The organism is Streptomyces sp. NPDC059582 (assembly GCF_042735715.1).
GTDB lineage: Bacteria > Actinomycetota > Actinomycetes > Streptomycetales > Streptomycetaceae > Streptomyces.
Window position 1 is genome coordinate 98,410 of record NZ_JBHWCC010000014.1, and the last position, 12,254, is coordinate 110,663.

Below are 12,254 nucleotides of genomic sequence, written 5' to 3' on the forward strand. Positions count from 1 at the left end.
GGCCATCGGCCGCGGGCGCGCGACAGTGGCCGACGCTTCGAGGTCACTTCGGCGACGGGGCCGCCCCCGCGAGAGCGGGCCGGCCGGCGCTGCGCCAGGCGGAGATGCCCACGGCCAGCAGCCAGTAGCTGAGGATCGCGCCCATCAGGGCGGTCGTGCCCCAGCCGTTGGCGGCGTAGAAGTGGGCGGGGGTGTTGCCGAAGAACAGGGACGGCACGAACGCGAGGTTGATCCCCGCCAGGACGTACGACGACCGGCCGGTCCAGCGCGGCAACAGGTTCGTGCGTCCGACGGTGTAGCCCACCGCGGTGAGGAAGAACGCCAGCAGCAGGCGGGAGATCGACCCGTACAGGACGTAGGTGCCGCTGACCGTGACGGTCGGGTCGATCGGGTGGTCGGCGGCGATCACGGCGCCCGCTTCCAGGCCGCTGGAGACCAGGGTGACGGTCGCGTGGACGAGTCCTGTCGCGAAGGCGATCGAGGCGGCCCACTCGTAGGCGGGGCTCACGCGCTTGACCAGTTCGCGGAAGGCCGTCACGAAGACGACCAGGAAGGCGAGGGCGATGATGCCGATCAGAAGTCGGGCCAGGACGTTCGAGTCCGGTGGCGGGCCCGAGTAGACGAAGTACAGCGGTACTTCGACGATGAGCGCGGCCGCGCAGGCGATGCCCGCGGTCCCTGCCAGGCGCCTTGCGAATGCTTCGTTCACGGGGTCCCCCTGAGCTGTCCCTGTAATGGGTTCCTCGTCGGTCCGTTTGCCGACGCGGAGCATCCTGCCGCCGGCAAGGGCGGCCGTCGCGGGCCCTGGACACCGGATCAGAGGTGGGCCCACCGACACCCTCGCCGTGTGCCGGACGAGGCGCGTTCACCACGAGGACTTGGCGAGTTTCCGCCATCCTTCCGTCGCGGCGGCGCCCGCCATGATTGTCTGACGCACCATCAAAAGATAGGCGGAGCAGGGCTGTAGCGAAGGTCAGGCGGCATTCGTATTGTCATGAACCTGCGGTCCGACGGACGGGCCGCATTTTCGTGGAGGTGTGGGATGCGCCGAAGACTCGCCACTGGTCTCGCCGGCTCAACTCTGGCCCTGGCCGCCGTGGTCGCCACCGCGACGTCCGCCGACGCCGCTCCTGCCGACAAGCCCCAGGTCCTCGCGAGCTGGACGCAGACCAGCGCGTCGAGTTACAACCAGTGGACCGCCGCCCGCGCGAACCAGGCGGCCTGGACCGCCTACGGGTTCGACTGGTCCACCGACTACTGCTCCACGTCGCCGGACAATCCGTTCGGCTTCCCCTTCGCCACGTCCTGTGCCCGCCATGACTTCGGTTACCGCAACTACAAGGCCGCGGGCGCTTTCAGCGCCAACAAGTCCCGCCTCGACAGCGCCCTCTACGAAGACCTCAAGCGAGTCTGCAACAGCTACAGCGGTGCCACCAAGGCCGCCTGCAACAGCACGGCGTGGACTTACTACCAGGCCGTCAAGGCCTTCGGCTGAGCGAACGCCGGGCCTGACCGCCCGCGGCTGCGGGGCGCCGCCAGTGGGGTGCTCCGCAGCACGTCGGCCCGGTCGGCGATCCGCCCGAGTACGGGCGGGCCGCGAGCCGTCGGTGCGCGGCGGGTCGTCGGCGCACGGTGCCGTGCGTCCTCGACGGACGCGGGCCACCACTCCCACGGCCCGTCGAGCCGGGCGGCAGACGTATCCATGCCGACCGCCTGCCGATCCGGTGCCGACAGGCACCGCCGAGGGACTGCGGATCCCCGCCGCCGGCCTTTGCCATCCCTTTACAACCCGCTCCCTCGCTGTCTCGTCTCTCTGCGCGATCCGTAACCCAGCCCGCCGGTCCCCCCGGTCGGCGGGATCGACGAAAGAGAGCGATTCATGCGTCGAACTGTCCTCAGTTCCCTGGCACTCGCGGGCACCGCGGTGCTGGCGGGTGCGATGCCCGCGTTCGCCGACGGGACGAGCCCGAGCCCGGTTCCCTCGCGTACCGCGACCGCCGCCCCCTCCCCGACCGTCGTCTCGGCCACGCCCAGCGCGGCGCCGAGCGCCGCTCCGGTCCGGACGGCGGCCCCGAGCCAGGTCAGCCGGGTGCCCGACGGAGCGCCCGACACCGGTGTGGCGTCGGCGTCCGAACAGTCCGGGAACGACGGCGCGCTGATCGGCGGCGGCGCCGCGGCGCTCGCCGTGGGCGGCGCGGCGATCCTTGTCGTGCGTCGCCGGCGGGCGACCGGGGCATGACCTTGCTCTCCAGGCGTGCGTTCGTCACCGCGGCACTGGCCTCTGCGCTCGTGGGCTGCGACGCCCATGGCACCGACCGGGCCACGACCGCGGATCGGGGGACCACGCCGGCGCCTTCGCGGTCCGTCGCACAGGCGGACACGGCGCGGGCGCTCGGGCGTTCGGTCCCGGTCGGGCTGGAGATCCCGGCGATCGGGGTCGACACCCCGGTCATGCAACTGGGGCTGGCCGCGGACGGCACCGTGCAGGTGCCCCCGATCACGGCGCACGACCGGGCGGGCTGGTACCGGTACTCACCGACGCCGGGCCAGGTCGGCCCCTCGGTGATCCTCGCCCATGTCACGGTCGGCGCCTACGGGGACGGGGTCTTCCGTCACCTGGCGGACCTGCGCCGGGGCGACCGGATCGTGGCACGCCTGGAGAACGGGAAGGCGGCGGTGTTCACCGTCGAGTCCGTACGGACGGTTGCCAAGGCGGACTTCCCTGCGGACCAGGTCTACGGGGACGTGGACCGGCCGGAGCTGCGGCTCATCACGTGCGGCGGCGCCCGTACCGGTGACGGTTACCTCGACAACGTGATCGTCTTCGCCGCGCTGAGCTCCACGAGCCCCTGACCGACCTCCCGTTACCCGGGACCGCACACAGTCCGGATCCCGGACCGGTGGAACGTACGCCACCGGTTCGGGCTCCTCCTCCACGAGAGGTACGGACGAGCAGAGCCGAATGAACAGTGACGACCATGGAGAGCGTTGAAACGGTCCCGCGACAAGGCAGCGTCCGAGCTGTTCGCCGCCCTCTACCCACGCCTGGCCGGCTGGTGCCGCCGCCTGGTGGACGACGACGAGACGGCCCACGAGATCGCCTCGGAGGCCTTCACCCGTCTCTGGGCCCGCTGGACATCAGTGGAGGAGCCCCGCGGCTTCCTCTACGTCACCGCGGCCAACCTCGTCCGGGACCACTGGCGCAAGGTGGAGCGCGAGCGCAGAGCCGTGCGCCGGGTCACCTCCGAAGCGGCCGTCCGCCCGTACACCGAGCAGGCCGACCCCTCCGTGCGGCTGCTCGTGCAGTCGCTGCCGGAGAGACTGCGCGTCCCGATCCTGCTGCACTACTACGCTGACATGCCGGTCCGGGAGGTGTCCGTGCTGACCGGGCGCAAGGAAGGAACTGTCAAGGCCGACCTGCACGCGGCCCGAGAACTGCTCCGCGCCCACCTGAGGAGAAGCCTTGATCACAGCCTCTGACGACGGTCCGGACCTCGACCCCGACGACCCGCTCGCCGTCATCCTGCGCCCCACCACCGAACACCTCGGCCCGCCCCCCGGCCGGTACGAGGAGATCCGCCGCAGCGCCACTCGCCGACGGCTGCTGCGCGTCGCGGCCGGGGCCGGTCTGACGGGTGCCGTCGCCGTGCTCGTCGCGCTCCCGTTCCAGCTGACGACCTCGGAGACCCCCGTGTCCCCGACGGTGCCTCTGGCGCCGCCGCCCGCGAGCAGCCCTTCGGTCGTGCCCAGCCCGACCCGGTCCGCCGAGCCCGTCACCCCGCGCCCCTCCGCGAGCCCCTCGAACCCCCGGCCGGAGGTCTCCCGCACCACCACCCCCGGCACCACCACCCCCGGCACCGCCGACACCCGGGCCGTTCCGACCCGCGCACGCCCGGCGACACAACTGACGTCCCGCCCCGAGCCCTAGTGCCGCAGCACACCTGGGGCGAAACACGCCCTGGCCTGGCGCCGAGCCGATCGGCGACATCGCCGTGGGCGGCGCTGCCACCGTCAGGTGCAGGCGGTGCCACAGTCAGGTGAAGGGGCGTGCGCGGGCGATCAGCAGGGCGACGTCGTCGTGGTCGTAGGGGTGCCGCAGGTTCTGGAGCAGCCGGTTGCAGGAGTCCTCCAACGGCGAGTGGGGCGCGTCGAGGAGGGTCAGCAGGGTGTCGAGCCGCTCGTCGAGGGGTTCGTGCCGGGTCTCGACCAGGCCGTCGGTGTACAGGATCAGCTGGTCGCCCGGTTGGAAGGCGACGGCGGTCGTCTCGAACGGGACACCGCCGACGCCCAGCGGGGTGCCCGTCGGCAGGTCGAGCAGCTGGGGCTGTCCGCCGCCGCAGACCACCACCGGAGGAAGGTGGCCGGCGTTCGCGATGCGCAGCTCGGCGCGGTGGGGGTCGTAGACGGCGTACAGGCAGGTGGCGATGTACTGCTCCAGCCGCGAGGTGATCGTGTCGAGGTGCTGGAGGACCTGCGCCGGGTCGAGGTCGACCTCGGTGAAGGCGGCGGTGGCGGTGCGCAGGCGGCCCATGGTGGCGGCCGCCTCGATCCCGCTGCCCATGACGTCCCCGACGACGAGCGCGGTCCGGTCGCCGGTCATCGGCAGTACGTCGTACCAGTCGCCGCCGACCTCGAAGGCGGCCTGCGCGGGCAGATAGCGGGAGGCGACCCGAAGACCCGGAAGGCGCGGCGGGTGTTCGGGAAGCAGGCTGCGCTGAAGGGTCACGGCGGCGTTGCGCACGCTCTGGTGCGTGCAGGCGTTGTCGATGCAGACCGCGGCCCGGGAGGCCAGCTCGGTGGCGATGGCGAGGTCGTCCTCGTCGAAGGGCCGCGGATCACGAGCGCGGGTGAGCCCCAGGAAGCCCAGGATCGTGCCGCGGGCGGCGAGCGGGACGGCCATGTACGAATGCACCCCGGCCCGGTCCAGCAGCCTGGCCGCGTCCTCGTCGCGGGCGATGCGGCTCAGGTCCTCCCGCTGCACGTGGCGGATGAGCACGGGCCGGCCGGTGCGCACACACCGGGTCGCCACCCGGTCGACGTCGTACGCGGCGATCTGGCCGGGCGGATCGGCGGCGTGGAAGGCGTCGGTGGGGTAGGCGGCTTTCACCGCGAGGGCCCGGAAGAGCGCGGGGCTGCCGTCGCGGGAGGCGGGCCGGTGGCTGTCCAGGACGGAGTCGAGCACGTCGACGGCGACGAGGTCGGCGAACTCGGGCACGGTGACGTCGGCCAGTTCCCGGGCCGTCTGGCCGACCTCCAGGGTGGTGCCTATCCGGGCGGAGCCGTTGGCGATCAGGGCCAGGCGTCGTCGTGTCTCGGCGGCCTCCAACGCCGACTCGTAGCGCTGGGTGACGTCCACCACCAGCTCCGCAAGACCGAGGACGCGGCCGTGGGTGTCCTCGAGCCGGTACATCGATATCGCCCACGCGTGCTGGTGCCCCGGGTCGGCCGGGGTGCGTCCGACGATGGTGGACTCCTCTATCAGCGGGCTTCCGGTGCGCAGGACCTGCCACAACGCGGCCTCGGTCTCCGCGAACTCCGCGCCCGTCATGACGTCGCGGTAGTAGCGGCCGAGGTGCTCCGGCGCCGACAGCCCGTGCATACGGGCCAGCGTGGGGTTCACCGTCACGTACCGCAGGCCGGGGTCGAAGATGGCCACTCCGATGGGCGACTGGGAGATCAGCCGGGTGGAGAGGGCGACGTCCCGTTCCAGCTCACGCAAGGTGGGCGAGTCCGTGCCGAGTCCGAGGGCGTAGAAGTCGCCGTTGTCGTTCGTCAGCCGCATGTTGCGCAGCTCCACCAACCGTGTGCTGCCGTCCTTGCACCGGATCGGGAACGACCCGGCCCAGCTCTGGCCGGTCTCCATGACCTCGGTGAACGTCTTGACCACCCAGTCCCAGTGCTCTTCGTGCACGAGCAGCAGCGCTGCGTACTGCCCGAGCGCGTCCTGCGACGTGTAGCCGTACAGCTCCTCGGCCTGTGGGCTCCACAGGACGATCCGGCCCTCGGAGTCCAGCAGGACCGCGGCGACACCGAGGAGGTCCATCAGACCGCTGGCCCGGCCGGTGTCATCCCGGTCGGTGCCGACGGGAGGGCGCTCGGCTCCGCTCATCGCAGGCACTCCTTTCGACCGCCGGAGAGGCGTCGTCCGCTTTCCGGCCGGGAGCGCGGCCTGCCCGGTGCGCAGGTGCTTGAGCTTCCATGGTCCCCCTGGAACCTCGGATCACACACCTTGTTCACGTTCACCCGCACGGGCCGGGGGCAGGTGGTGTTCGTACGGCGCCCCGTGAGATCTTGACGGGCGTCTCTCCGCGCGGCGTGAGGGACGGCGTCCAGCGTCGGCGCACACCCTCTGGAAGGGGCCCATGGCTGCGACACACAGCGAGCGACCGCACCGCCGGCAGGCGTGGGTGGCGAGGGCGGCGCTTGCCACGGCGGCGGCCGCGGCGCTGCTGCCCCTCGTCTACGGCGGCCTGGGCGGCCTGCTGCTCCTGGCGGTCGGACTGGCGGGGCTCGCCCTCACGGCCGCCGCCCTCTGGTGGACGCTCTCCCGGCGCGGGGTGGTCCGTGCGGCCGCCGCCCTGCTGGCGGTCGTCACGCCCGCCGCCGTCATCGCGCTGTTCGTCGCGCTGCGGCTGGTGTGGGTGATCGCGCTGTCCGTGGCCCTGTGGTGCGTGGCCGTGTGGGCGGGCCGGTACGCCCTGCGGAGCACGGGCCTGCGCCCCACCCGCATGAAGGAGCACCGGACGCCACCACCGAGGCGACCCTTCCTGATCCTCAACCCGCGTTCCGGTGGCGGGAAGGTCGAGAAGTTCTCCCTCCGGGAGAAGGCCGAGAGCCTCGGCGCCCGCGTGGTCCTGCTCGACCCGGAGCGGGAACAGGACGTCACCGAGCTGGCCAGGTCGGCGGTGGCCGAGGGCGCGGACCTGCTCGGGGTCGCGGGTGGCGACGGCACCCAGGCCCTGGTCGCCGCCGTGGCCGTGGAACACGGTCTGCCGTTCCTCGTCATCTCGGCCGGTACCCGTAACCACTTCGCCATGGACCTCGGCCTCGACCGCGACGACCCGGCCACCTGCCTGGACGCGCTCAGCGACGGGGTGGAGCTCCATGTCGACCTGGGATTCGCCGCCGACCGTCCCTTCGTGAACAACGCCTCCTTCGGGGTCTACGGGGCCGTCGTGCAGAGTCCGGGCTACCGCGACGACAAGGTCGGCACCGCACTGGAGGTGCTGCCGGACCTGCTCTCCCGCCAGCGAGGTCCGCGGCTGACCGTCCGGGCCGACGACGTCGAGCTCACCGACCCGCAGGCCGTGCTGGTGAGCAACAACGCCTACCGCACCGGCGACCCGTTCGGGTTCGGCCGCCGGGAGCGGCTGAACGCCGGACGGCTCGGGGTCCTCGCCGTCCGGGTCGACAGCGCCGTCGAGGCGGCCGAACTGCTGCTGGACCCGAACCGGGCCGGGCTGTCGGCGCTGACCGCCCACGAGGTGGTCGTCGAGGCCGACGAACCGGACCTGGAGGTCGGACTCGACGGCGAGGCACTGCTGCTGCCCGCGCCCGTCCGCTGCCGCATCGAGCGCCGCGCGCTGCGGGTCCGTGTCCCGCGAACCCGCCCCGGGGTCCCCGAGGCGCCGCCCCGGCTCGACTGGCGGCGGCTGCGCAAGCTCGCGGCCGCGGTGAGCCGTACGGCGGTGCCTGGACGGTCGGCCCGCGACGTGCCGCCCGGACCCGACGGGAGCGGGGTGTCACGCTGAGCCCGCGCAGGCCGCCGTCGTCGTGGCGCCGCGGGACGCGCGGCGTGCCGGCTCGCGGCCGCGGTGAGCCGTACGGCGGTGCCTGGACGGTCGGCCCGCGACGTGCCGCCCGCACCCGACGGGAGCGGGGTGTCACGCTGAGCCCGCGCAGGCCGCCGCCGTCGTGGCGCCGCGGGACGCGCGGCGTGCCGGCTCAGTCCCGGACGGTGGCCGGGTTGTCGCGGGTGGGGGATTCCGGCGCGGTCCGGGACGCCGTGGACGTCCGTCGTGCGCCGCGGGAACGCCGGTCGCGCAGCAGCAGCTTCCTGGCCGGGCGCTCCACGGCCTCGTACAGGACCCACGACAGACCCAGTGACACCGCGAACACGGTGGCGGTGGCGGCCAGGCCCTCGGTCACCCCGAAGCGCGGGGTGACGCCGATCAGGCACCTGCTGGTGCGCAGCACCAGCAGGTGGACCATGTAGAAGGCGAACGAGAGCTCACCGAGCCGCACCAGCCACCGTCGCCGCCACAGTGAGGGCAGGCCGCGCAGATCGGCGCAGGCCGCCGCCGGGATGAGCAGGGCGAAGCCGATCAGGGTGCAGCCGGTGGCCGGGTATCCGGCGCTGACCTGGGGTACGAGGAAGTAGCCGACGACCGCCAGGGCGAGCGAGGCCTCCAGACCCGGGCCGCGCCACCGGCCCAGGAGCACCAGTCGGGCCACGGCGGCACCCAGGACGAACTCGGGCAGCCGGGCCAGGGGCAGGGAGTACAGCTGCCGGCCCAGCTCGCTGTGGACGTCGCAGCGGGCCAGGAACAGCACGGACAGCACGGACACGGCGGCCAGGGCCGCCGACGCGCGCGGGCCCAGGCGGCGCAGGACGAACGCCAGCGGCGGGAAGAGCGCGTAGAAGAAGGCCTCGCAGGCCAGCGACCAGCTGACCGGGTCGAGGGTCTGCCACCACGGGCGCCACCACGAGTGCACGAGCAGCAGGTTGGCCAGGCCCTGGCGGGGTGTGGGCGTCGCCAGCACGCCGAGGGTGTGGGCGAGGAGCAGCGCGAGTGCGGCGGTGACCAGGTGTACGGGATACACGCGGGCGATGCGCCGTCTCCAGAAGGCGAGGGCACGGTCGGCGGGCCGGGCGGACCACATCAGTACGAAGCCGGACAGGATGAAGAAGAACGACACCCCGCTGCCGCCGGGCCCGAACCCCCACGTCATGATGCGGCCGCCGGTGCCACCGAAGTATCCGGCGTTGCCCACGTGCAAGCCGAAGACGAGCAGCGCGGCCATCCAGCGCAGGCCCGTGAGGGACGGCAGTGCGGGCGGCGGACCGGGGGGAGGGGCGGCGGAGTCGGTGTGCGGAGACGTCCGGGCCGTCCCGGTCGCGGTCGTCCTGGTCTCACCTGTCGCGGGATGTTTGGTGCCGAGCATGAAAGGCAACCTTGCCGATCGCGCACGGTTCATTCGGCTCCGGCACGAAACATCACACGGACGCCGACGCGTACGGGCGGTCATACCTCCGTCCGCCGACGGGAACGGGCCCACGCCCTCGTGGACCGGGCCGTCGGTGGACCTCGGGCGGTATTTCAGGTGCCGCGACGAGCCCTGGTGCCGCGCATTTCCTGCCGTGCCCCGGCGGAGCGGGCGGCCATCCGGGTGATCTGTCGCCCGGCCCGGTGGTGCGGGATTCCAGGGAATACCGGCCCGCGAGCGCCATCGGCGATTCCTCGCGATCCGTTCGGAGTGGCAACCCGACGACGGACGGTCGAGACTGAAGCCACGGATTCGTGATCAGCATCAGCGCACGGCCTCGTGGCTTCGAATGGCTCGGTCGGGCCGTTCTTCGGCGTGCGAGGACACCGGACCGGTCACCTGTGGCCATGGGTCATCGCATATGTCCTCCAGGGGGACAAATGGTAGATCAGTCTTCCGAGGTATTTATATCCGGATGGAATGAATCGGCCGTCGTCGGACGCAGTGGAACCGACTCGATGGCGAAAGACACCGAAGAGAAACTCGCGGAGGTACTGGCTGACGTCGTCTGCGTGGAAAGCGTTTCGGTCGACAGTAACTTCTTCGACGACCTAGGAGCCAACTCCCTGGTCATGGCGCAGTTCTGTGCGCGGGTCCGGAAGCAGCCGGATCTGCCGCCCGCGTCCATGAAGGACATCTATCGTCATCCCACGATCAGAAGTCTGGCGGCCGCGCTCGGGGATGTCGCACCCGCTCCCCTCGAAGTGGCGCTCACGACGCCGCTGCCGATGGCGGATCAGCTGCCGGAGCCGGTGACGAGGCCTCCCCGTGCCGCGCACTACGTGCTCTGCGGAACCATTCAGCTGCTTATTTTCTTGGGTTATTCCCTTGTTGCCGGATTCACCACCGCCAGAGGCTACGAATGGGTCGCCGACGGTACCGGCGTGCTCGACATATATACGCGCTCACTGCTCTTCGGTGGCGTCGGGTTCGTCTTCCTGTGCGTGTTCCCGATCGTGGGAAAGTGGATTCTCGTCGGCCGCTGGAAGCCGAACGAATTCCCCGTCTGGGGACTGACCTACCTTCGCTTCTGGCTCGTCAAGGTACTGCTCCACGCCAATCCGATGGTGCTCTTCGTCGGAAATCCGCTGTATGTGCTGTACCTACGGGCGCTCGGCGCGCGGATCGGCAAGGGGGTCACGATCCTCTCCCGCTCCATGCCGGTCTGCACGGACCTGCTCACGATCGGGTCCGGCACGATGGTCCGCAAGGACTCGTTCCTCCTCTGCTACCGGGCACACGCCGGACGGATCCAGACCGGTCGGGTCACGCTGGGCCGGGACGTGTTCATCGGCGAGAAGACCGTGCTCGACATCGACACGTCCATGGGCGACGGAGCACAGCTCGGCCACGCGTCCGCCCTGTACCGCGGCCAGACGATCCCGGCCGGCGAGCACTGGCACGGATCCCCGGCGGAACCCACGCAGATCGACTACGTGCGGGTCGAACCGGTCAAGTGCGGCACGCTGCGCCGGGCCTGGTACGGCCTGGCCACCCTGCTCCAGCTGTTCTTCCTGTACATACCGGTGACCGTCGGCGGAATGTACATGCTGTTCGTCGGGGTTCCGGCACTCGGCGACCGACTGGACTCCGACGGGCCCGCGAATTCGTGGTCGGACTTCCTCCTCGACTCGCTGCTGCTGTCCCTCGCCCTGTTCGTCGGCTTCGTCGTCCTGGGCATGGCCTTCCTGTTCACCGTCCCGCGGCTGATGAGTCTCACCGTCAAGCCCGACAAGACCTATCCGCTCTACGGCTTCCAGTACACGGTGCACCGCGCGGCAGCCACCATGACGAACATCAGGTTCTTCGCCTGGCTGTTCGGTGACAGTTCGTACATCGTCCACTATCTGAAAGCCCTCGGATACGACCTGCAACATGTCGAGCAGACCGGGTCCAACTTCGGCTCCGAGGTGCAGCACGAGACCCCGTATCTGGTGCGCGTCGGCACCGGGACGATGGTGGCGGACGGGCTCTCCATCATCAACGCGGACTACTCGAACACGTCGTTCCGGGTGTCCCGGGTGTCGATCGGGGCGCGGAACTTCCTCGGCAACAACATCGCCTATCCCGTCGGAGGCAGGACAGGGGAGAACTGCCTGCTCGCGACGAAGGTGATGGTCCCGCTCGACGGACCTGTCCGGGAGGGCGTGGGACTGCTCGGCTCACCCTGCTTCGAGATTCCTCGGACGGTGGAGCGTGACGTCCAGTTCGACCATCTCAGGACCGGCCAGGAACTGCGCCGCAATCTCGGCGCGAAGAACCGCTACAACATCCGCTCGATGGCGCTCTTCCTGTTCCTGCGCTGGCTGCACACCTTCGCGCTCACGGCCTTCGCGCTCGCCTCCGCCAGCCTGTACGGCGTACTCGGGCATGTCGTGATCGCGGGCTATCTGGCGATCACGCTGGCGTTCACCACGCTCTATTTCGTCCTGGTGGAACGCTGCATCACATCGTTCGGCCCGCTGCGCCCGCGCCTGTGCTCCATCTACGACCCGTACTTCTGGTGGCACGAGCGCCTCTGGAAGGTGCCGGACCACTACCTCAACGTGTTCAACGGGACCCCCTTCAAGAACGTGGTCTGGCGGATGCTCGGCGTGCGGATCGGCAGCAGGGTGTTCGACGACGGCTGCTATCTGACGGAGCGGACGCTCGCCACGATCGGGGACGACTGCACGCTCAGCGCCGGGAGCAAGATCCAGTGCCACTCGCAGGAGGACGGCACCTTCAAGTCCGACTACACCACGCTCGGGGCCGGCTGCACCCTCGGCGTCAGCTCCCATGTGCACTACGGCGTGACGCTGGGTGACGGTGCGGTACTGGCGCCCGACTCGTTCCTGATGAAGGGCGAGGAGGTCCCCCCGAACGCGCGCTGGGGAGGAAACCCCGCCGTGGAGATGTCCGAATCCCGCGAGTGGCGCGAAGTCGTGGGCTCGGCGACGGGCACCGGGAGACGTTCGGCCAATGACGACGCGACAACGGCGAGTTGA

10 protein-coding genes are annotated in these 12,254 nt (G+C 70.9%); 7 read left to right on the forward strand and 3 right to left on the reverse strand.

Translation table 11 applies throughout. The annotated features are described in order from the left end of the window. Nucleotides 1-43: 43 nt before the first annotated feature. Nucleotides 44-709: a hypothetical protein gene (locus ACFV0T_RS15180; protein WP_385778515.1), complete on the reverse strand. Its 666-nt coding sequence runs from the start codon at nt 707-709 to the stop codon at nt 44-46. 333 nt (nt 710-1,042) lie between these two features. Between ACFV0T_RS15180 and ACFV0T_RS15185 the strand changes: the two genes are divergently transcribed. The 5 genes from ACFV0T_RS15185 (at nt 1,043) to ACFV0T_RS15205 (ending at nt 3,928) form a co-directional block, all read left to right on the forward strand. Continuing rightward, the gene (locus tag ACFV0T_RS15185) at nt 1,043-1,495 is read left to right on the forward strand and encodes a phospholipase (protein WP_385778517.1); all 453 of its coding nucleotides are present in this window, start codon (nt 1,043-1,045) and stop codon (nt 1,493-1,495) included. 384 nt (nt 1,496-1,879) lie between these two features. After that, entirely contained in the window at nt 1,880-2,239 is a 360-nt protein-coding gene (locus ACFV0T_RS15190) for a sortase-dependent protein (protein ID WP_385778519.1), read from the forward strand. After that, entirely contained in the window at nt 2,236-2,853 is a 618-nt protein-coding gene (locus tag ACFV0T_RS15195) for a class F sortase (RefSeq protein ID WP_385778521.1), read from the forward strand. The genes ACFV0T_RS15190 and ACFV0T_RS15195 overlap by 4 nt, the downstream gene beginning before the upstream one ends. 135 nt (nt 2,854-2,988) lie before the next feature. Continuing rightward, entirely contained in the window at nt 2,989-3,480 is a 492-nt protein-coding gene (locus tag ACFV0T_RS15200) for an RNA polymerase sigma factor (protein WP_385778523.1), read from the forward strand. Further along, the gene (locus ACFV0T_RS15205; RefSeq protein WP_385778525.1) at nt 3,464-3,928 is read left to right on the forward strand and encodes a hypothetical protein; all 465 of its coding nucleotides are present in this window, start codon (nt 3,464-3,466) and stop codon (nt 3,926-3,928) included. Before ACFV0T_RS15200 ends, ACFV0T_RS15205 begins: the two co-directional genes overlap by 17 nt. A 105-nt stretch (nt 3,929-4,033) precedes the next feature. Here ACFV0T_RS15205 and ACFV0T_RS15210 read toward each other — a convergent pair whose 3' ends face one another. Next, entirely contained in the window at nt 4,034-6,109 is a 2,076-nt protein-coding gene (locus ACFV0T_RS15210) for a SpoIIE family protein phosphatase (RefSeq protein ID WP_385778527.1), read from the reverse strand. A 253-nt stretch (nt 6,110-6,362) separates the two neighbouring features. Here ACFV0T_RS15210 and ACFV0T_RS15215 point away from each other — a divergent pair, with 253 nt between their 5' ends. After that, nucleotides 6,363-7,751: a diacylglycerol/lipid kinase family protein gene (locus ACFV0T_RS15215; RefSeq protein ID WP_385778529.1), complete on the forward strand. Its 1,389-nt coding sequence runs from the start codon at nt 6,363-6,365 to the stop codon at nt 7,749-7,751. 193 nt (nt 7,752-7,944) lie between these two features. Here the strand turns inward: ACFV0T_RS15215 and ACFV0T_RS15220 are convergent, their stop codons facing one another. Beyond that, nucleotides 7,945-9,165 carry an acyltransferase family protein gene (locus ACFV0T_RS15220; RefSeq protein ID WP_385778531.1) on the reverse strand — a complete coding sequence of 407 codons (1,221 nt, stop codon included), beginning with the start codon at nt 9,163-9,165 and terminating at the stop codon, nt 7,945-7,947. Nucleotides 9,166-9,725: 560 nt separating this feature from the next. Between ACFV0T_RS15220 and ACFV0T_RS15225 the strand changes: the two genes are divergently transcribed. Continuing rightward, complete coding sequence (locus ACFV0T_RS15225; protein ID WP_385778533.1) at nt 9,726-12,254, forward strand: Pls/PosA family non-ribosomal peptide synthetase; 2,529 nt, start codon at nt 9,726-9,728, stop codon at nt 12,252-12,254.

Bases quoted from the DNA above. Each gene is read 5' to 3' on its own strand.
- ACFV0T_RS15185 (WP_385778517.1), top strand. From the start codon at position 1,043: ATGCGCCGAAGACTCGCCACTGGTCTCGCCGGCTCAACTCTGGCCCTG.
- ACFV0T_RS15190 (WP_385778519.1), top strand. From the start codon at position 1,880: ATGCGTCGAACTGTCCTCAGTTCCCTGGCACTCGCGGGCACCGCGGTG.
- ACFV0T_RS15195 (WP_385778521.1), top strand. From the start codon at position 2,236: ATGACCTTGCTCTCCAGGCGTGCGTTCGTCACCGCGGCACTGGCCTCT.
- ACFV0T_RS15210 (WP_385778527.1), bottom strand. From the start codon at position 6,109: ATGAGCGGAGCCGAGCGCCCTCCCGTCGGCACCGACCGGGATGACACC.
- ACFV0T_RS15215 (WP_385778529.1), top strand. From the start codon at position 6,363: ATGGCTGCGACACACAGCGAGCGACCGCACCGCCGGCAGGCGTGGGTG.
- ACFV0T_RS15220 (WP_385778531.1), bottom strand. From the start codon at position 9,165: ATGCTCGGCACCAAACATCCCGCGACAGGTGAGACCAGGACGACCGCG.
- ACFV0T_RS15225 (WP_385778533.1), top strand. From the start codon at position 9,726: ATGGCGAAAGACACCGAAGAGAAACTCGCGGAGGTACTGGCTGACGTC.